The organism is Streptomyces sp. Q2 (assembly GCF_056820935.1).
The window spans coordinates 1-17,825 of the sequence record NZ_JBXEJE010000086.1 but is presented as its reverse complement, the minus strand read 5'-3'; the positions used below and the strand labels follow the sequence as shown (position 1 = coordinate 17,825).

The 17,825-nt window shown below is 72.4% G+C and carries 21 protein-coding genes and 1 pseudogene; 15 read left to right on the top strand and 7 right to left on the bottom strand.

Features of this window, described 5'->3' with window-relative positions:
• The coding region (locus tag ACWBNA_RS47005; RefSeq protein WP_482710748.1) for a helix-turn-helix transcriptional regulator at positions 1-797 on the top strand (797 nt) is incomplete at its 5' end.
• A gap of 133 nt (positions 798-930) precedes the next feature.
• Positions 931-2,202 carry a PucR family transcriptional regulator gene (locus tag ACWBNA_RS47000; RefSeq protein WP_482710747.1) on the top strand — a complete coding sequence of 424 codons (1,272 nt, stop codon included), beginning with the start codon at positions 931-933 and terminating at the stop codon, positions 2,200-2,202.
• 483 nt (positions 2,203-2,685) lie between these two features.
• Here the strand turns inward: ACWBNA_RS47000 and ACWBNA_RS46995 are convergent, their stop codons facing one another.
• The gene (locus ACWBNA_RS46995; protein WP_482710746.1) at positions 2,686-2,931 is read right to left on the bottom strand and encodes a hypothetical protein; all 246 of its coding nucleotides are present in this window, start codon (positions 2,929-2,931) and stop codon (positions 2,686-2,688) included.
• Between the two features lie 196 nt (positions 2,932-3,127).
• Here ACWBNA_RS46995 and ACWBNA_RS46990 point away from each other — a divergent pair, with 196 nt between their 5' ends.
• From ACWBNA_RS46990 to ACWBNA_RS46960, 7 genes are all read left to right on the top strand, one after another.
• Positions 3,128-3,931 carry an ABC transporter ATP-binding protein gene (locus tag ACWBNA_RS46990; RefSeq protein ID WP_482710745.1) on the top strand — a complete coding sequence of 268 codons (804 nt, stop codon included), beginning with the start codon at positions 3,128-3,130 and terminating at the stop codon, positions 3,929-3,931.
• Entirely contained in the window at positions 3,928-4,743 is an 816-nt protein-coding gene (locus ACWBNA_RS46985) for an ABC transporter ATP-binding protein (RefSeq protein ID WP_482710744.1), read from the top strand. The genes ACWBNA_RS46990 and ACWBNA_RS46985 overlap by 4 nt, the downstream gene beginning before the upstream one ends.
• Positions 4,740-5,636: a branched-chain amino acid ABC transporter permease gene (locus ACWBNA_RS46980; RefSeq protein WP_482710743.1), complete on the top strand. Its 897-nt coding sequence runs from the start codon at positions 4,740-4,742 to the stop codon at positions 5,634-5,636. Before ACWBNA_RS46985 ends, ACWBNA_RS46980 begins: the two co-directional genes overlap by 4 nt.
• Complete coding sequence (locus ACWBNA_RS46975) at positions 5,629-6,747, top strand: branched-chain amino acid ABC transporter permease (protein ID WP_482710742.1); 1,119 nt, start codon at positions 5,629-5,631, stop codon at positions 6,745-6,747. The genes ACWBNA_RS46980 and ACWBNA_RS46975 overlap by 8 nt, the downstream gene beginning before the upstream one ends.
• Positions 6,744-8,015 (top strand): ABC transporter substrate-binding protein, encoded by a 1,272-nt coding sequence (locus tag ACWBNA_RS46970; protein ID WP_482710741.1) that lies wholly within the window; start codon positions 6,744-6,746, stop codon positions 8,013-8,015. Before ACWBNA_RS46975 ends, ACWBNA_RS46970 begins: the two co-directional genes overlap by 4 nt.
• Positions 8,016-8,299: 284 nt before the next feature.
• The gene (locus tag ACWBNA_RS46965; protein ID WP_482710740.1) at positions 8,300-9,157 is read left to right on the top strand and encodes an aldo/keto reductase; all 858 of its coding nucleotides are present in this window, start codon (positions 8,300-8,302) and stop codon (positions 9,155-9,157) included.
• A 249-nt stretch (positions 9,158-9,406) separates the two neighbouring features.
• Positions 9,407-10,225 carry an SAM-dependent methyltransferase gene (locus tag ACWBNA_RS46960; RefSeq protein WP_482710739.1) on the top strand — a complete coding sequence of 273 codons (819 nt, stop codon included), beginning with the start codon at positions 9,407-9,409 and terminating at the stop codon, positions 10,223-10,225.
• A gap of 67 nt (positions 10,226-10,292) precedes the next feature.
• Here the strand turns inward: ACWBNA_RS46960 and ACWBNA_RS46955 are convergent, their stop codons facing one another.
• Both ACWBNA_RS46955 and ACWBNA_RS46950 read right to left on the bottom strand, forming a co-directional pair.
• Positions 10,293-11,210 carry a helix-turn-helix domain-containing protein gene (locus ACWBNA_RS46955; RefSeq protein WP_482710738.1) on the bottom strand — a complete coding sequence of 306 codons (918 nt, stop codon included), beginning with the start codon at positions 11,208-11,210 and terminating at the stop codon, positions 10,293-10,295.
• A gap of 111 nt (positions 11,211-11,321) precedes the next feature.
• Positions 11,322-11,552, bottom strand: a complete 231-nt coding sequence (locus tag ACWBNA_RS46950; protein WP_482710737.1) for a DUF397 domain-containing protein — start codon at positions 11,550-11,552, stop codon at positions 11,322-11,324.
• Positions 11,553-11,793: 241 nt separating this feature from the next.
• Between ACWBNA_RS46950 and ACWBNA_RS46945 the strand changes: the two genes are divergently transcribed.
• The 3 genes from ACWBNA_RS46945 (at position 11,794) to ACWBNA_RS46935 (ending at position 13,373) form a co-directional block, all read left to right on the top strand.
• Positions 11,794-12,336: an ATP-binding protein gene (locus tag ACWBNA_RS46945; RefSeq protein WP_482710750.1), complete on the top strand. Its 543-nt coding sequence runs from the start codon at positions 11,794-11,796 to the stop codon at positions 12,334-12,336.
• 39 nt (positions 12,337-12,375) lie between these two features.
• Positions 12,376-12,921, top strand: coding sequence for a hypothetical protein (locus ACWBNA_RS46940; RefSeq protein ID WP_482710749.1), 546 nt, complete (start codon positions 12,376-12,378; stop codon positions 12,919-12,921).
• 194 nt (positions 12,922-13,115) lie between these two features.
• Positions 13,116-13,373, top strand: a complete 258-nt coding sequence (locus ACWBNA_RS46935; protein ID WP_482710736.1) for a DUF5133 domain-containing protein — start codon at positions 13,116-13,118, stop codon at positions 13,371-13,373.
• A gap of 27 nt (positions 13,374-13,400) precedes the next feature.
• On the opposite strand, the gene ACWBNA_RS46930 is transcribed toward ACWBNA_RS46935, so the two are convergent.
• Complete coding sequence (locus ACWBNA_RS46930; protein ID WP_482710735.1) at positions 13,401-14,405, bottom strand: GlxA family transcriptional regulator; 1,005 nt, start codon at positions 14,403-14,405, stop codon at positions 13,401-13,403.
• A gap of 193 nt (positions 14,406-14,598) precedes the next feature.
• Between ACWBNA_RS46930 and ACWBNA_RS46925 the strand changes: the two genes are divergently transcribed.
• Together ACWBNA_RS46925 and ACWBNA_RS46920 are read left to right on the top strand one after the other, a co-directional pair.
• The gene (locus tag ACWBNA_RS46925) at positions 14,599-15,069 is read left to right on the top strand and encodes a hypothetical protein (protein ID WP_482710734.1); all 471 of its coding nucleotides are present in this window, start codon (positions 14,599-14,601) and stop codon (positions 15,067-15,069) included.
• 127 nt (positions 15,070-15,196) lie between these two features.
• On the top strand, positions 15,197-15,412 hold the full coding sequence (locus tag ACWBNA_RS46920) for a hypothetical protein (RefSeq protein ID WP_482710733.1): 216 nt from the start codon (positions 15,197-15,199) through the stop codon (positions 15,410-15,412).
• A gap of 7 nt (positions 15,413-15,419) precedes the next feature.
• On the opposite strand, the gene tgmB is transcribed toward ACWBNA_RS46920, so the two are convergent.
• The 3 genes from tgmB to ACWBNA_RS46905 form a co-directional block, all read right to left on the bottom strand.
• On the bottom strand, positions 15,420-16,403 hold the full coding sequence (gene tgmB, locus ACWBNA_RS46915) for an ATP-grasp ribosomal peptide maturase (protein ID WP_482710732.1): 984 nt from the start codon (positions 16,401-16,403) through the stop codon (positions 15,420-15,422).
• A 16-nt stretch (positions 16,404-16,419) separates the two neighbouring features.
• Positions 16,420-16,611, bottom strand: coding sequence for a putative ATP-grasp-modified RiPP (gene tgmA, locus ACWBNA_RS46910; RefSeq protein WP_053748325.1), 192 nt, complete (start codon positions 16,609-16,611; stop codon positions 16,420-16,422).
• A gap of 131 nt (positions 16,612-16,742) precedes the next feature.
• A complete protein-coding gene (locus ACWBNA_RS46905) occupies positions 16,743-17,036 on the bottom strand; it encodes a YkvA family protein (protein ID WP_482710731.1) in 294 nt (97 codons plus the stop codon).
• Positions 17,037-17,252: 216 nt separating this feature from the next.
• Here ACWBNA_RS46905 and ACWBNA_RS46900 point away from each other — a divergent pair.
• Positions 17,253-17,825 (top strand): annotated as a pseudogene (locus tag ACWBNA_RS46900) (hypothetical protein); the annotation flags it as partial.

The following is a 17,825-nucleotide window of genomic DNA, read 5'->3' as shown; positions in this document are numbered from 1 at the left end:
CCGGGCATGCCACGGCCGCGCTGGCGATCGCCCGTCGGCACGGTCTGGCCCAGGCGGCCACGCTCGCGCAGTGGGCGGCGGCCCGGGCCGATCTGGGGCGCGGCCGCCCGCTCGACGCCGCCGACCGGCTCGGCCCGCTGGTGCGCCCCGGCCCTCGGCGCGGGCACTTCGCGGTGTGGATGCTCGCGGTGCCCTGCTACGTGGAGGCCGCCGTGCTCGCCGGGAGCCCCGACGACACCCGGACGGTCCTGGAGGAGTTCGCCCGGTGGGCGGCCCTGGGAGCCGATCCTCAGGCCCCCGCCCAGCTGGCCCGCTGCCGCGCCCTGCTCGCCGGCCCGGACGAGGCCGACGCGCTCTACCGCCGGGCCCTGACCCTGCACGACGAGGCGGGCGGCGACTTCGAACGGGCCCGTACCGAACTCCTCTACGGGAAATGGCTGCGCCGTCGGCGCAGGCTGCGGGAGGCGCGCGACCGCCTCGGGGCCGCCCTCGTCGGCTTCGACCGCTGCGGCGCGCAGGTATGGGCACAGCAGGCCGGCGCCGAGCTGCGGGCGCACGGGACCGCTCCCTGCCCGACCGGGTCGGACGCGCTGTCCCGCCTGACGCCGCAGCAACTGCGCATCGCGCGGTACGTGGCCGAGGGTGCCACGAACCGGGAGGTGGCGCTGCGGCTGGCCGTGAGCACCCGCACGGTCGACTACCACCTGCGAAACGTCTTCGCCGCCCTCGGCCTGCGCTCCCGGGTCGAACTGGCGCGCATGGTCGATCAGGCGGAACAGACCGGTGCACGACCCTAGGGACCGACCGGACGGTATGCCATCCTTCGGGGCAGGACGCCTCGAGTGGCAGGCGCCGCGGAAAGAACCTCGGACCAGCCGGGAGTCCGCCGCGGACGCCGTGCCGCGCCGCCGAACGTGGGGGAGGACCGTGATGCACCACGCCGTACGACCACGAACAGCGCTGCGCCCAGGACCGGCGGCCGGTCCACAGCCGCGGACCCGGCGCGTGCGGTCGCTGATCGACGCCGACGCCCTGCACGTCCTGCACCGCGCCGCCCGCGTGCTGCTGGACGACCTGCCCGACCTGACCGACCGCCTGCTGGCCGTCCTCCAGGAACAGGAGCCGGCCTACCGGGCCGCACGGGAGAGCGACCCCGTCGGGACCTGGCAGGAAGTGCACCGGTCACTGCGGCACAGCGTGACCTCACTGATCGATCCCCGCAGCGCCCGGGACGCGGCCCGCCGCTGCTCGTGGAAGATCGGAGCCACCCGTGCCGAACAGGGGCTGCCGCTGGACGCCCTGCTGCACGCCTTCCGCCTCGGCGGGTCGCTGGTGTGGCAGGGACTGGTGGAGGAGACCTCCCGAACCGCCCCCGAGGACGTACGCCTCCTGGTCCATGTGGCGTCGGACGTCTGGAACTTCGTCGACGAGCACTGCTCGCTCGTCGCGGACGCCTACCGGCAGGTCGAGCGGCAGTTGAGCTGGCGGCGCGAGAACCGGGTGCGACTGCTGGCCGCCGCCCTGCTCGAGGGCACCAGCCGCATCGCCGACCTGCCCGAGACTGCCCAGGCGCTGGACCTGCCCGAACACGGGCGGTACGCCGTCGTCGCGGTCGCCGGCCCGGACCCCGCCGGCTGCGCCGGCGCCCGAGCCGCCGCCGTACCCGACGGCCTGCGCGTCCACTGGCACACCGGCGTCGAGGTGGACTACGGGATCGTCCTGGTCGGCAGCGGCGACCCGCCGGAACCCGCGCCCCGGCCGGACGGACCCGCGGCGGGCGCGAGGATCGGCGTCGGCGGCGTCGTCGAGGGGCTGGCCGGCATCGGCGACGCCCGCAGACAGGCCGACACCGCGCTCGGCATCTGCCCCGCCGACGGCGGAGCGGTCCGGCTCACCGAGCACCTCCCCGCCGCCCTCGTCGTCACCAGCCCGGAACTGGGCAGGGCCCTCGCCGACCGGGTGCTCGGCCCGCTGCTGTGCCTGGAGCAGGGGGACCGGGACGTACTGCTGGAGACCCTGGCCACCTGGCTCGCCTGCGACGGCTCCGCGCAGCGGGCCGGCGAGCGGCTCTACTGCCACCGCAACACCGTGCTGAACCGGCTGCGGCGCTGCGAACACCTGACGGGCAGGTCGCTGGCCCGCCCCACGGACGTGGTGGAGATCAGCCTGGCCCTCACCGCCCGCCGGCTGCTGCGCGACTGACGACGACCGCCGTGCCGGGACCCGCTGGGCGGCCGCCGCACGGGGCCATGGGCCGGTCGTCGGCCTGCCCCTCGGGCGTGGTGGAGATCAGCTTGGCCCTCACGGCCCGTCGGCGGCTGAGTGGCTGACGACGCCCGGCGGGCCGGGACCCGCTGGGCGGCCGCCGCACGGGGCCATGGGCCGGTCGGCGGCCTGCCCCTCGGGCGTGGTGGAGATCAGCTTGGCCCTCACGGCCCGTCGGCGGCTGAGTGGCTGACGACGCCCGGCGGGCCGGGACCCGCTGGGCGGCCGCCGCACGGGGCCATGGGCCGGTCGTCGGCCTGCCCCTCGGGCGTGGTGGAGATCAGCTTGGCCCTCACCGTCCGCCGGCGGCTGTGTGGCTGACGACGACCGCCGTGCCGGGACCCGCTGGGCGGCCGCCGCACGGGGCCATGGGCCGGTCGTCGGCCAGCCCCTCGGGCGTGGTGGAGATCAGCTTGGCCCTCACGGCCCGGCGGCGGCTGAGTGGCTGACGACGCCCGGCGGGCCGGGACCCGCTGGGCGGCCGCCGCTCGGGGCCATGGGCCGGTCGTCGGCCAGCCCCTCGGGCGTGGTGGAGATCAGCTTGGCCCTCACGGCCCGTCGGCGGCTGTGTGGCTGACGACGACCGCCGTGCCGGAACCCCTGGCGGCCGCCGCACAGGGCGTCGGCCCGCCCCTCGGGCGTGGTGGAGATCAGCCTGGCCCTCACCGCCCCCCGGCTGCTGCGCGACTGACGACGCCGCCCGTCCCGTACCCCCTGGGCAGCCGCACAAGGCCACCGGGCGGGCGCTGGGACGGTGCAGCGACCACGCCCCAAGTCCTGTACCGGCGGTCGGCGCCCGTGCTGTCGTGAGCTCCCCTTCACCCGCAGCCCGTGCCGCCCGGCACGGAATCCAGGAGCCGCGATGCCCGCACGTCCACCGGACGAGGAAGCCGCCCTGCACGTCGAGAACCTCGACGTCACCTACGGCCGTGCCCTGTCCGCCCTCCGCTCGGTGTCACTGACCGTCCCGCACGGCGGCGTCGTCACCCTGCTCGGCGCCAACGGCGCCGGCAAGACGACCCTGCTGCGAGCGGTGTCGGGCACGCTCCGGCTGCATCGCGGGACGATCACAGGTGGCCGCATCCGCTACGGAGACACGGAGCTCGACGGACGGGACCCGGTCACCGCGGTACGCGCCGGAGTCGTCCAGGTTCCCGAGGGCAGGCGCGTGTTCGCCGGGCTCACCGTCGACGAGAACCTGCGCAGCGGCGGCCTCGGCCTCGGCCGGCGCAGCCCGGCGCCCGTCCGCGACGGCCGGGACCGGGTGTTCGCCCTCTTCCCCCGCCTCGCCGAACGCACCCAGCAGGCCGCCGGCCTGCTGTCCGGGGGCGAACAGCAGATGCTGGCCATCGGCCGCGCCCTGATGGCGGCCCCCCGCCTGCTCCTGCTCGACGAACCCTCGCTCGGCCTGGCTCCGCAGATGGTGTACCGGATCGCCGAAGTCGTCCGCGAGATCAACGCCCAGGGCACGGCCGTCCTGCTGGTCGAGCAGAACGCGGGCATGGCGCTCTCGCTCGCGGACCACGCCCATGTCCTGGAGGTGGGCGAGGTCCGGCTGTCCGGCCCCGCTGACGAGCTGGCCCGCACCGACGCGGTGCGCCGCCTGTACCTCGGCGAGCAGACCGGCACCGACCACCCCTCCGATGCCGGTCAGGGGGCCGCGTGAGCACGTCCGCACCGCGACCGCGAGCCACCGAGCCCCCCGAGCTGCGGGTCCGGGACGTCACCGTGCGCTTCGCCGGGCTCACCGCGCTCGACGACGTGTCCTTCACCGTCGCCCCGGGATCGGTGCACGCCCTCATCGGACCCAACGGGGCCGGCAAGTCCACCTGCTTCAACGTCCTGTCCGGCCTGTGCCGGCCCGCCTCCGGCACCGTCGTGCTCGGGGACGCGGAACTGACCCGGCTCCCGCCGCACCGCATCGCCGCCCTGGGCGTGGCACGAACCTTCCAGAACATCGTCACCACCGAGGGAACCGTCGCGGACAATCTCATGCTCGGCCGACACGTGCTGTCCCGCGCCGGTTTCACGGCCAGCGCCCTACGCCTGCCGTGGGCCGCCCGGGAACAGCGCGAACACCTCGCCAGGACTCGCGAGATCGCCGAACTCACCGGCCTGGGAAAGCACTTCGACACACCGGTCGCGCTGCTGCCGTACGGCGACCGCAAGCGCGTGGAGTTCGCGCGCGCCCTGTGCCTGGAACCGAGCGTGCTGCTCCTCGACGAGCCCGTGGCCGGCATGAACGCCGCCGAACGCGCCCGCACCGCCGAGGCGGTCCGCAACGTCCGTACCGAACTCGGCCTGTCCGTCGTCCTCGTGGAGCACGACATGGGCCTGGTCATGCGTCTCGCGGACGAGGTCACCGTCCTCGACTTCGGCCGCCGCATCGCCGGCGGAACCCCCGACGAGGTCCGGCGCGACCCCGAGGTGCTGCGCGCCTACCTCGGCACCGAAAACCCGCAGGAGGACGTGGCATGACCGGACTTCTCGACAACCTCCTCAACGGCCTCGCCCTCGGCTCGGTCTACGCCCTCGTCGCCCTCGGCTTCGTCGTCATCTTCAAGGCGTCGGGCGTACTGAACTTCGCCCACGGCTCCCTGCTCCTGCTCGGCGGCTACCTCACCGCGGTCCTGCACGAGCACCTCGGCTTCGCCGGTGCGCTGGCCCTCGCCGTGGTGGTGACGGCGACCGTGGCCGGAGCGCTCGACCGCCTCCTGCTGCAGCGCGGCGAGCCGGATCCGCACGCCGCCCATGTGCAGACCATCGTGACCATCGGCATCGACATCGTCCTGGTCACCGACCTGTCCCGGCGCATCGGGGGCGACCTGCTGTCCCTGGGAGACCCCTGGGGCGACTCGGTGCGCGACCTCGGACCGGTGACCGTCGCCGACAGCAGGCTCGCCGCGATCGTCGTGTCGGCCGTGGTCATCGGAGCGGTCTTCGCCCTCTTCCGGTTCACCGCCTGGGGCCTGTCCCTGCGGGCCGCGGCCGAGGACAGGGAGGCCGCCGCCCTGATGGGCGTGAGGCTGGCACGGGTGCGCACCCTCGCCTGGTGCCTGGCGGGCGCCCTCGCCGCACTGGCCGCGGTCTTCCTCGTGGCCTTCCCGGCGCCCGGACTGGAGCGCACCACCGGCCAGATCGCCCTCAAGGCCTTCCCGGCCGCGATCCTCGGCGGCATGACGTCACCGGCCGGTGCCCTCGCCGGCAGCATGCTGATCGGCCTGACCGAGGCCCTGGTGGCCGGCTACCAGTCGGAACTGCACGTCCTGGGCGAGGGATTCGGCGACGTCGCCCCGTATGCCGTGATGGTGCTGGTGCTTCTCGTGCGGCCCACCGGGCTGTTCGGCGCGAGGGGAGCGGCACGTGTCTGACTCCACCTCCACGACCCGGGCCCTGCACTGGGGGAGAAGAGGCCTTCCCCTCGTCCTCCTGTGCGTACTGCCCTTCTACCTGGACGCCTTCTGGCTGCGCATCGGCCTGTTCTCGCTGGCGGCGGCCATCGGTGCCGTCGGCCTCGGTCTGCTGACCGGGACCGCGGGACAACTCTCCCTCGGCCACGCCTTCTTCCTCGCCGTGGGAGCGTACGGCTACGTGTGGCTCGCGGGAGAGCCCGGACCGGGGCTCCCGCCCGTGCTCGCCCTCGTCCTGGCGGTGCTCCTCGCCGGAGCGGCGGGCGGCCTGTTCAGTCCCGTCGCCGGCCGGGTGCGCGGCATCTACCTGGGCGTCGCCACGCTCGCGCTGGTGTTCCTCGGCCACCACGTCCTGCTGACCGCGGACTCCGTCACCGGTGGCTTCAACGGCCGCTCGGTCCCGCCACTGCCGGGCTTCACCGACAGTGATCCCCAACTGGTGCTGCTCGGCGTGCCCTTCGGGGCCGCGGAACGGCTGTGGTACCTCGGCCTGGCACTGTTCGCCCTCACCTGGTTCACGGCGCGCGGCCTGCTGCGCGGGCGTCCCGGCCGGGCCCTGACGGCGCTGCGCGACAGCGAGACGGCGGCTGCCGTGATGGGCGTCCACGTGGCCCGCTACCGCTCGGCGGCCTTCGTCGTGTCCTCGATGTACGCGGGACTGGCCGGGGTACTGCTGGCACTCGCCTTCCGCCGGGTCGTGCCGGACTACTTCGCCCTGGCGCTCTCCGTCGACTACCTCGCCATGATCGTCATCGGCGGCCTGGGCTCCGTGGCCGGAGCCACCGCGGGAGCCGTCTTCGTCACCGCGCTTCCGCTGCTGATGACGCGCTACGCCGACCAGTTGCCGCTGGTGACGGCGCCGGGAGCGTCCGACGGCGTCGTCGGCCCGACCGAGGCGGCCCGCTACCTCTACGGCGCGGCGATCGTCCTGGTGCTGCTGTACACGCCCGGCGGACTGCACGGACTGATCCGACGGCTGCGTACCAGACGCTCCCGCGGCCACCTACCGACGCCCGCGCCCCCCTCCCAGGGATCCACCCCAGCCGTACGAACCAAGGAGCACACCCCGTGAACGTCACGCACCACAGAAACCGCCTCACCGCCGTCGCCACCGCCGCGGCCGTCGCCCTGCTGATGGCGGGCTGCAGCTCCAAAGCCGGCGGCCAGAGCACCGGCGACGGCGCCGACGGCGTGAAGGCGGGCCCCGGCGTCACCGACAAGACCGTCAGGCTCGGCGCGCTGACCGACCTGACCGGCCCCTACGCCACCCTCGGCAAGAGCATCGTGCAGGCGCAGAAGATGTGGGCCGACGAGACCAACGCCAAGGGCGGCGTGTGCGGCCGCAAGGTCGAGATCGTCGTCAAGGACCACGGCTACGACGTGCAGAAGGCCGTCGCCGCGTACGCCGACATCTCGGCGGACGTGGTGGCCCTGCCCCAGGTCATCGGATCGCCCGTCGTCGCCGCGCTCCTGGACGACATCGAGCGCGACAAACTGCTGACCTTCCCGCAGGCCTGGGCGGCCTCCCTCCTCGGCAAGGACTCCGTCCAGGTCCTCGGCACCACCTACGACGTCGACATGATCGCCGCCGTCGACTTCCTCACCCGGACGAAGGGACTGGGCAAGGGCGACACGATCGGCCACGTGTACTTCGAGGGCGACTACGGGGCCAACGCGCTGGAAGGCTCCCGCTGGGCGGCGGAGCAGGCGGGGCTGAAGGTCGTCGGCCAGAAGATCAAGGCCACCGACACCGACCTGTCCGCGCAGGTGTCCGCGCTGCGCAAGGCGGGCGTGAAGGCCGTGCTCATCAGCGCGGGACCGGCCCAGACGGCCTCCCTGACCGGGGTCGCCGCCTCCCGAGGGCTGCGCGTGCCGATCGTCAGCAGCGCCCCGGGCTTCGCGCCCCAGCTGATGAAGACGCCCGCGGCGGCCGCGATGAAGGCCATGCTGCACGTGGTGAGCGCCGCACCGGCCGTGAGCTCCGACCTGCCGGCGGTGCGCCGCATGGTCGCCGCGTACGGGAAGAAGTACCCCGGCTCCCCGGTCGACTCCGGCGTGCTGTCCGGCTACAACGCCGCCCAACTCCTGGGCGCCGACCTGGAGAAGGCCTGCAAGGCGGGCAGCCTGGCCAGGGAGGACGTGGTCAAGGCACACCGCGCGCAGAAGAACGCCGACACCGGCCTCGGTTCACCGCAGGACTTCTCCGACGTGGCCCGGCCCGCGAGCCTGTCCACCTACGTGTTGCGGCCCGACCCGAAGGCGGTCGGCGGGCTGGTCGGCGTGGAGGACGCGCACCGCGCCCCCGGAGTCGAGAAGTACCTCACCTCGCGCAGTTCGTGACGTCGCGCGGTTCCTGAGGTGCGCGGTTCCTGAGGTGCGCGGTTCATGAGGTCGCGCGATTCCTGAGGGCGCGCGGGTTCTGACATCGCGCGGTTCCTGACGCCGCGCAGCCTGACCGAGAACGGATTCAGCGCCCCGGCTGCTGAATCCGTTCTCGTTCTTCTATTGGACCGTTGGGGTCCGCTCCGGCGACGCTGGACTGTGTACGGCGCCGCCGCCACCCCGAGTCCGGCCGCGTCGGACGCCAACGGGACCGCGCGACAGCCGAAAGAGGTCACGAACCCATGCACACTCGCCGTATCGGTGACGTCGAGGTCAGCGCGATCGGCCTGGGCGCCATGCCCATGTCGATCGAGGGACGGCCGGACGAGACCCGCTCCCTCGCCACGATCCACGCGGCCCTGGACGCCGGCGTGACGCTGGTCGACACCGCGGACGCCTACCACCAGGGCGCCGACGAGGTCGGACACAACGAGACCCTGATCGCCAAGGCCCTCGCCTCGCACGACCTCGGCGGGGACGTCCTGGTCGCCACCAAGGGCGGGCACCTGCGCCCCGGCGACGGGAGCTGGACCCTGGACGGCAGCCCTCGGCACCTCAAGGACGCCTGCGAGGCCTCGCTGCGCCGGCTGGGCGTGGAGGCCATCGGGCTCTACCAGTTCCACCGCCCCGACCCGCGGGTGCCCTACGCGGAGTCCGTCGGCGCGATCCGGGACCTCCTCGACGAGGGGAAGATCCGCATGGCGGGGATCTCCAACGCGAACCCGGACCAGATCCGCCAGGCCAACGACATCCTCGGCGGCCGGCTGGTCGCCGTGCAGAACCAGTTCTCCCCGGCTTTCCGCTCCAGCGAGCCGGAACTGCGCCTGTGCGACGAACTCGGCATCGCCTTCCTGCCCTGGAGCCCGCTCGGCGGCATCTCCCGCGCCGGTGAACTGGGCTCCGCGCACGCCCCCTTCGCGCGGATCGCCGAGGCCCGCCAAGTGAGCCCCCAGCGCGTGTGCCTGGCCTGGATGCTCGCCAAGTCGCCGGTGGTCGTGCCGATCCCGGGCGCGAGCCGCCCCGGGACCGTCCGCGACTCGTCCGCCGCCGCGGACCTCGTCCTGACCGCGGCCGAACGGGCGGAACTGGACGCCGTCTGAGACCGGGAACGGGCGCGGACTGGCATCGGCAAACCCCAGGTCTCTAGGATGGACTCCCTGTCCTNGCCCCGGGACCGTCCGCGACTCGTCCGCCGCCGCGGACCTCGTCCTGACCGCGGCCGAACGGGCGGAACTGGACGCCGTCTGAGACCGGGAACGGGCGCGGACTGGCATCGGCAAACCCCAGGTCTCTAGGATGGACTCCCTGTCCTGCCAGGCCAGTTGGCACGGCATGAAGCTGGGGGAAAGATGGAGACCGGTAACAAGCTGTCCACCTCGATCGACGCCACGGTGCCCACGGCCGCGCGCATGTACGACCACTACCTGGGCGGCAAGGACAACTACGCGGCCGACCGGGCGGCGTGCGAGGAACTCGACAAGGTCGTACCCAGCACGCGCCGACTGGCCGTCAACAACAGGCGCTTCCTCCAGCGGGTGGTCAAGATGCTGGCGGCGGAACACGGCATCCGCCAGTTCCTGGACCACGGTTCAGGCCTGCCCACCCAGGACAACGTCCACCAGGTCGCCCAGCGCATCGCCCCGGACACGCACGTGGTCTACGTCGACAACGACCCGATGGTGCTGGTCCACGGCCGCGCCCTGCTGGAGCAGGACGAGCGCACCGCCGTGATCCACGCGGACATGCGGGAGACGGACGCGATCTTCTCGCACCCCGAGACGCAGCGCCTGATCGACTTCGACCAGCCGGTCGCCGTGCTCTTCAACTCGGTGATGCACTGCATTCCCGACAGCGAGACGGACGGTCCCCTGGCGGTGGCCCGGCGCGTGGCGAAGCGGCTGGTGCCCGGCAGCTTCCTGGTGATGTGCCAGCTGGTCAGCGAGGACCCCGAGGTCCGTGAGTTCGTCACCAACTTCATGGACCAGGCGACCCAGGGCCACTGGGGCCGGGTGCGTCAGGAGAAGGACGTCGCCGAGTGGTTCGAGGGCCTCGACATCCTCGACCCGGGTCTGGTCGAGGTCTCCACGTGGCGTCCTGACACCGAGGTCGCGCCCCGTCAGCTCACCCACGAGTGGATCGAGTTCGGCGGCGTGGGCCGCCTCCCCTAGCCGGGTAGTAAAGGAGCGCCCCTCACGAAGTCTCTTCGTGAGGGGCGTCGTCATGCCGTGCCGGGCGTCATCCGCCGTAGCGCTGCTTCATCGTCGCCTTCAGCAGCTCCGGCGAAGCCCGGGGTTCGAGCGCCTCGTCGGCCAGCCGGTCCAGCGCCAGCCGGTACTCCTCCGTCTCGTCACGGTCCTCGAGGAAGTTCGCGCTCTTGATGTGCTCGAGGTAGACCACGTCGGGCAGGTCCAGGCCCCCGAAGCGGAGATAGGTGATCGGGATCGCCGGCGCCGAGGCGTTCGTGACGTCCAGCGGGACGATCTGCACGGTCACGTTGGGCCGCTGGGCCATCTCGACGAGGTGCTCGAGCTGCGCCCGCATCACGTCCTTGCTGCCCAGCACGCGCAGCAGGACCGACTCGTCGATGATCGCCCACAGCTGCGGAGCGTCCGCCCGCAGCAGCAACTCGGCCCGCCGGGTGCGCAGTTCCACCCGGCGCCGGACCTCGGCCGCGGCCGCCGCGGGCAGACCGCGCTCGACCACCGCCCGCGTGTAGTCCGCCGTCTGCAGCAGGCCGGGAACGTACTGGATCTCGAACGTACGGATCGCCGCGGCAGCCTCCTGCAGACCGACCAGCCGGTCGAACCACTCGGGCATCAACCGCTTGTCGTAACGCTGCCACCAGCCCGGCTCACCGGCACGCTGCAGCAGCTTCAGCAACACGGAGGCCTCGTAGTCCTCGGTGCCGTACAACTCCAGCAGCGCGCGGACGTCGCTGTCCGCCGGAGGCCGGCGGCCCTTGCCGGACTCGATGCGGGACAGCTTGGCCGCGCTGAACCCGAGTGCCCGCGCCGCCTGCTCCTGAGCGAACCCGGCGTCCTCGCGGAAACCCGCCAGCTGCACGCCGACCAGCATCTTCAGAAGTGTCGGGGCCGGCTCGGGCCGGTCCAGGTACGGCTGCAGTCGGGAGATGCGCTGCGACTCGGCGGACATCCAAACTCCCAGGGAACCGGCATAGAGACGGCCCACATTATCGCACTCCGCGGTGTCACAGCGCATCCGTCCGTACACAGAAGGGAGTTGACCCCTGGCCGGGCGAAGCCCTCACAGCAGGTGGTCGAACTCGCCCTCCTTCGCGCCCGCGACGAACGCCGCCACCTCGGCCGGGGTGTAGACGAGAGCCGGCCCGTCGGGGTGACGGGAGTTGCGCACGGCGATGTCACCGTCGACCAGAGTGGCCACTTCGACACAGTTGCCCTCGGCGTTGCTGTGCCGGCTCTTGATCCAACGGGCTTCCAACGAGCTCGCCCGCACGCCGTTCTGCACTGGTGGCACCACACTCTCCTTGCTGTTCACGTTCCTCGCCGGGCGTCGTGCCCGGCTGCCCGGGAGGCCCGGGAGGGCCGGATCAGGTGTCATCGGCCCCTTCCGCCCCACACATTCTTTGCGTGCAATTTCTCGTGCAATTGCACGCGGGCGCTTTCAGCGTGGATAATAGCCGTGGCGTCAACCCCCAAGAAGGCGCCCCGTCTTGACGTCGCATCAGGGAGATGCCGTGTCGTCACCTGCGAACCACATGATCCGGGAGCTGGGTCGGGCTGTGCCGGAAGCGGGTGGAGCGGCCGTCACCGGCGGGCCTCCGCCCCGGCCCGGACCGGCGTACCCGAGCGAGCCACCCACGCCCGCTGCCCTGTCCCCGGGTGAGGCCACGGACTCCGCCGCACTGCGCATCAGATGCAGCGGGGAAGGCTTCGCCCTGGCCCGCGCCTTCACCCGTGACACGCTGCACTGCTGGTCGCTCGGTCACCGCAGTGACGACGCCGTCCTGGTGATCACCGAACTGGCCGCCAACGCCGTGGCACACGCGGTGCCGCGTGCCGCGGCGGGCGAGTCGGAGGTGTGGCTGGGGCTCCTGCTCGACCCCGGCCATGTGCTGCTCACCGTCTCCGACTCGGGAGCCAACACACCTGAGTTCACCGGCGGCGACCCCACCGACCTGCGGGAGCACGGCCGTGGACTGTGCATCGTCGACGCCCTGGCCGAGGAGTGGGGCTGGACCCTCAAGCCCCCGGCCGGCAAGACCGTCTGGGCCAGGCTGTCGGCCTGCCCTCCCCCCTGAGACGACCATCCCATGACCGCCGCGGAAAGGCCCCACGCCATGCGCACCGCTCCGACGCACCCATCGAGCACTGAGCGCACCGACCACCACGTGCCGCCGACCGGGGTGGCCAGGACCACGCCCCTCACGGGACTCGAACGGGTGCCGTGGCGGGACATCCAGGACTCCACCGGCTGCGCGGCGGCCATCCCCCTGCTTCTGAGCAGCGTCGCCTGGGGCGACCCCGAAACCGCCCGGGCCGCTCTCGCCGACCTGCGGGCACGCGTCTGCCAGTACGGCTTCGTGGTGGAGCAGGCCACCGCCGCCACGGTCCCCTTCCTGTGGGAACTCGCCCAGCTCCCCCACGTGACCTGCCGGGCCGAGATCATCCAGCTGCTCAAGAGCATCGCCGACGCCCGGCAGTGGGAGAGCACGGCCGCCGTCTACCCCAAGCTGCTCAACCACCGTGAGAACCCGGTGGTGTGGGAGCGCGAGGCCCGCCAGGCCGTCCGCGAGCGCCGCGGTGCCCTGCGCCGGCTGATGGCCGAGGAGGACACCGAGATCGCCCGGGCGACCACCGAACTCGCCCGCGCCCTCGGCGAGTGACAGCGGGCCCGCCAAACCCGCTCGGCCGGTGACGCGGGGCGTGCGCGAGGTGTACGAGCGGCGGACCGCGGCGTACGCGGGCCGCAGGCCGGAACGTAACGAAAACGCGCCAAATGAGACCTCAACGGTGATGGATGTGAATGGTCCGCCGGGGTTCGGGCATACGCAGCGAAAAATCGAGAGAGGGGCGCTACGTGCTCGTTCCGGACCCGAAGGTCGTCAGGAAGCTGCTGACTCGCTACGCATCACTGCGGATCGCTCAGGCGGAAAGGGAAAGGGAAGCCACGGCACGTGAACTGGAGGACGTCAGCTACACGCTGTGCGTGATGATGGGGACCGTCGACATCCACGACGCGGTCGCCAAGGCTGACGCCCTGCTGGCCGACGCCGGGCGCACGCCGGTCACCACCGCCGACCCGGACGGGGAGAACGGCCTGCGGCTGGCGGTGTGACACCTTGCCGTCCCGGCAGCCGGTGGGCTAGGAGTGTGCTGCCGGGGCGGCATCCGTCTTTCCGTGGACCGTCTTTTCGTGGACCGTCTTCCCGTGGAACGCGGAGCGGTAGGTCTGCGGGGTGGTGCCGACCACTCGGCGGAACCGTTCGCGGAACGCCGTGGGTGAGCCGAACCCCGCCTGCCGTGCGATCCGTTCCACCGGGTGGTCGCTGTTCTCCAGCAGGTACTGGGCCCGCCGGACCCGTGCCCGCAGCAGCCACTGCAACGGCGTGGTGCCCGTCTGCTCGCGGAAACGACGGCTGAAGGTGCGCTCGCTCATTCCCGAGCGGGCTGCCATCGCCGTCAGGGTGATCTCGTCGGCGAGGTGGTCCTCGATCCACTCCAGAAGCGGTTCCAGGGTCGAGCCCTTTGGCACGGGCGGGTACTCGTGCACGATGAACTGCGCCTGCCCGCCCTCCCGTTCCAGCGGCATGACGGACATCCGGGCGGAGTGCGCGGCGACGGCCGATCCCAGATCCCGCCGGATCATGTGCAGACACATGTCCATGGCCGCGGCCGCCCCGGCCGACGTCAGAATCTGCCCGTTGTCGACGTACAGCACGTCCGGCCGCACGTCGACGCGCGGAAAACGCCGGGCCAGCACATCGGCGGCCACCCAGTGCGTGGTGGCGCCCAGCCCGTCCAGCAGTCCGGCCTCCGCCAGTACGAAGGCGCCCACGCACACGGACGCGATCCGCGTCCCCGCCTCGGCGGCCCGCCGCAGCGCCGCCAGCACGGCCGGAGACGTCGGCCCGGCCGCCTCGGAGCAGCCCGGCACGATGACGGTGTCGGCGTCCGCCAGCGCCTCCAGTCCCCACTCGACGCGCAGGCCGAAACCACCGTCCGCACGCACCTCCGGCGACGGTGCGCACAGCCGCACCCGGTACGGACGGCGCCCGTCGGGCAGCCGCGTCCAGTCGAACACCGTCATGGGCGCCGCCATGTCGAACGGCACCACGTGATCGAGAGCCAGGATCGCCACGGTGTGCATGAGCGCCACGATAGGCGGATTCCCGCCAGGGCCGTGAACTCCTGCTGGGCAGGAAATTCGCCATCTCGCTGCCTGAACGGGGCGTTGGCGAGAACCCGTTGGAACCTGTCATTTCTGCCTCTGTGTGATCACCCGCGTGATTCCTAGGGTGGGCGGGCACCGTCGACCGCGGCACCGAAGGACACACCACCCGATGACCAAGTTCCTGCTGACCCTGCACGTCCTGGCCGCCATCGTGGCCGTCGGCCCCGTCACCGTCGCGGCCAGCATGTTCCCGCCCGCCGCGAGACGCGTCCAGGTGACCGCGGACGGATCCGACATCGCGGGGATCGGCACCGTACGCCTGCTGCACCGCATCTGCCGTGTCTACTCCGGCATCGGCCTGGCGGTCCCCGTCCTCGGATTCGCCACCGCGGCCGCGATGGGCGTCCTGGGCGACGGCTGGCTGACCACGTCCATGGCCCTGACCGCGGCGGCGGCCGGTGTCCTGGTCGCCTTCGTGCTGCCCCGCCAGGAGGAACTCCTCGGTGAGCTCGGCGAACACCGGCCCGTGGAGCGCGCCGACACGGTGCGACTGGCCATGTTCACCGGCGTCTTCAACCTGCTGTGGGCGACCGTCACCGTCCTCATGATCGTCCGGCCCGGCTCCACGACCGGGGCCTGACCCGTGAACGGCAATCGGTGTTGACGTCAAGCCCTGCGCCGGAATGTGCGTGTCGGTGTGCGAGGGCGCCTACACTCGACATTCGTGCCCAACTGCATGGGCAGTGACACGAAAGGCGCGTTGACGGGTGTTCCAGGATTCCCCCATCTACGACCGGCTCGTCGCGGAGCGCGGCGACATCCCCCTTCAGACACGCAGGGAGGCCGAGCGGGTGACCAGGGAGCTGGAGTACGTCATGCGACCGCTGCAGTCCTCCCTCGGCTCCTCCCTCCCCACCGACCGTCAGGCCGCCCCGGGCGCGGGCTGGCAGCGGGCTGCCCTGCCCGGTCCGCGGCCCTACTGACCCGGACTCAGCGCAGCGCGGAGTCGGGGCCGTTGACGTGGGCCCGCGGCCGCGGGCCCGGCTGGGCCAGCCACTCGGCGACGCTGTGCGCGATGGGCTGGCCCGTCTCCACCTCGACGAAGCCGAACTGCCCCGACTGATTGCACTCCAAAAACCACCACGTCCGGTCCGCGTCCTCGGCGAAGTCGAAGGCGCCGTAGGCCAGTTCGGCGTCCCGGACGTAGGCCCGCACCGCCGCGGCGACGCGCGGCGGCACCTCGACGGGACGCCAGGGCTCGGTGCTCGGCGCGAAGCGGACGTCCACCTCGTCGGGCTCAGCGTCGTCGGCGACGGCCTTGCGGGCGGCCAGTAGCCGCTCGCCCACGACGGTCAGGCGGATGTCGGCCCGCTTGGCGACCCGACGCTGCAGCAACGTCGGCCCGAACGCGACGGCGGAGAAGTCGGTGTCGGGGGCGACCCGGCTGGTCGGCACGGCCCGGGGCGGATCCTGTGGGTGGGCGCCGGAGACCGGCTTGACCACCAGGTCCGGATAACGTTCCGAGAACTCGCGGGCCGCCTGCGGAAACGTCGTGATGAGGGTGGCCGGCACCGGCAGACCGCAGTGCTGGGCGAGCCGGAGCTGCCAGGGCTTGTGGCGGGCCCGGCGGGCCGCGTCGGGATGGTTCATCCAGCGGGCGTCGCAGCCGCGGAGCATCCCGTAGAGCGCCTGTGAGGCCTCCTCGGTCAGCCAGGCGGAGGGCACGGCGGCCCGTGCGGCCGGGATCCCCGGCCTGCGCACCCAGATGGAGCGCAGCCCGTCGAGGCTCACCAGGCGTCCCCCCGACGAGAGATGACCCCGGAACGCGCCGTGGACGAACTCGCCGGACAGTGCCACCCCGCCGGTCAGGTCGGCGGGGTCGAGCCGGACCACCGGAACCCCCGTCGCGTTGAGGTGCACGACCACCATGTCGGCGGTCACGTCCTCTTCGCAGGTAAGAATCAACACGGTCATTTCGGCCGCGCCGTGTTCAGTCGTCGAAGTGCGTCTTGGAGCCCGCGGTGGAGGTCGTGGTCCCCAGTTCCCTCATCAGGCCGTGGTCGCGGGCGGCGATCCGCCCGTCGAAGAGCACGTTCAACTGCAGTCCGGAGTCATAGACGTACGGAGTGGTGGCCTCCAACTCCGCTGCCGGACGTGCGTAGTTGAGCGCGAACGGTTGCATCGTCTCTCCCTCGCCGGTGCTGCTCGATCAAACGACGGTCACCCTGCGGCCTCGCTCGGTCCGCCGACTTCCTCGGGCTTCCAGAGACTTATACGAATCGAACGGGTGATTGGTTTCCTTACGGTGCGTAGTCATGTCCCGTTCGGTGCACCGCGCTCGGGCGTCCCGGCGGAGGGACGCAGGGTGCGCAGCGCCAGGAGCAGTACGCCGATGTCGTCCAGGTAGACCGGATCGGGCAGCAGATCGGTCGGCAGCACGAAGTACAGCAGGGCACCCCAGAACACCCAGCGCGGCCCGGTCGGCAGTCCCGCCCGCCGCAGACTGCGCCGGGCCCGCACCAGCCGCACCACCAGCAGCACGGCCACGGCCAGTACCAGTGCCGCGAGTACCGCGGCGACGACGATCAGCGTGGTGGTCGAGTCCACGGCCCGCCCCCTCCCGTCCGGCGGGCGGCACCACGCGCCCGTCAGTTGTCGGATTCCCGGTTACGGCCCCGCTATGACCCGCCGGACGCGGCGCTCATACCAGTGGGTCACCCGAGTGGCACGCCGCGGCGGAGGCGCCTAGTCATGGTCACCGTAACGTCGCATGTCTCACATCGGTGGCGCAGGAGCGACCGCATCCTTCCCCCGGAGCCGAGGATGACGCCCCGTCCATCGGAAGCCCAATCGAACGAAGCGGGCATACCCCCCGCCGAACCGGCCGACCCCGCCGTCGCGTCGTCGTACGGCGATCCGGTCGGCGAACTCGTACGTGCCGCCGTGGCCGACCGGTCCCTGGAGGACATCGTCCACCTCGTCACACTGCTCGAACGATCGCCGCGGTACGCACAGGCCAACGTCGCCGCGCTGCGCGCTGTCGGAGTGGACCGGTCCGTGGAGGACGTCACCCGGCTGGCCGCTTTGCTGACCCTGCCGCCGCGCGACGCCGACAGCGCGGACGAGGCGATCCGCGCCGCGGCCGAGTGCCGTCCGCTGGAGGACGTGAGCCGGCTCGTGGCCCTGCTGCACCGGACCCCGCTGGAACCGCCCTGCGGCCACGAGGCGGTACGGGCGGCGGCCACCGGCCGGCCCGTCGAGGAACTCGTGGACCTCATCGGCCAGATCGCCGCGGAGCTGCCCGTGGACACCCCCTCGCCGCCGCCGCCGGCGGCGGCGAGGGCGGACGCGTGGCCGGCCGACGAGGACGGCGGACCCGCCGCCGCCGGTCCCCGG

What these genes read in the sequence shown, in the direction of transcription:
- ACWBNA_RS47000 (WP_482710747.1), top strand. Translation starts at nt 931, where the DNA reads ATGCACCACGCCGTACGACCACGAACAGCGCTGCGCCCAGGACCGGCG.
- ACWBNA_RS46990 (WP_482710745.1), top strand. Translation starts at nt 3,128, where the DNA reads ATGCCCGCACGTCCACCGGACGAGGAAGCCGCCCTGCACGTCGAGAAC.
- ACWBNA_RS46980 (WP_482710743.1), top strand. Translation starts at nt 4,740, where the DNA reads ATGACCGGACTTCTCGACAACCTCCTCAACGGCCTCGCCCTCGGCTCG.
- ACWBNA_RS46965 (WP_482710740.1), top strand. Translation starts at nt 8,300, where the DNA reads ATGCACACTCGCCGTATCGGTGACGTCGAGGTCAGCGCGATCGGCCTG.
- ACWBNA_RS46960 (WP_482710739.1), top strand. Translation starts at nt 9,407, where the DNA reads ATGGAGACCGGTAACAAGCTGTCCACCTCGATCGACGCCACGGTGCCC.
- ACWBNA_RS46955 (WP_482710738.1), bottom strand. Translation starts at nt 11,210, where the DNA reads ATGTCCGCCGAGTCGCAGCGCATCTCCCGACTGCAGCCGTACCTGGAC.
- ACWBNA_RS46945 (WP_482710750.1), top strand. Translation starts at nt 11,794, where the DNA reads ATGATCCGGGAGCTGGGTCGGGCTGTGCCGGAAGCGGGTGGAGCGGCC.
- ACWBNA_RS46940 (WP_482710749.1), top strand. Translation starts at nt 12,376, where the DNA reads ATGCGCACCGCTCCGACGCACCCATCGAGCACTGAGCGCACCGACCAC.
- ACWBNA_RS46930 (WP_482710735.1), bottom strand. Translation starts at nt 14,405, where the DNA reads ATGCACACCGTGGCGATCCTGGCTCTCGATCACGTGGTGCCGTTCGAC.
- ACWBNA_RS46925 (WP_482710734.1), top strand. Translation starts at nt 14,599, where the DNA reads ATGACCAAGTTCCTGCTGACCCTGCACGTCCTGGCCGCCATCGTGGCC.
- tgmB (WP_482710732.1), bottom strand. Translation starts at nt 16,403, where the DNA reads ATGACCGTGTTGATTCTTACCTGCGAAGAGGACGTGACCGCCGACATG.
- tgmA (WP_053748325.1), bottom strand. Translation starts at nt 16,611, where the DNA reads ATGCAACCGTTCGCGCTCAACTACGCACGTCCGGCAGCGGAGTTGGAG.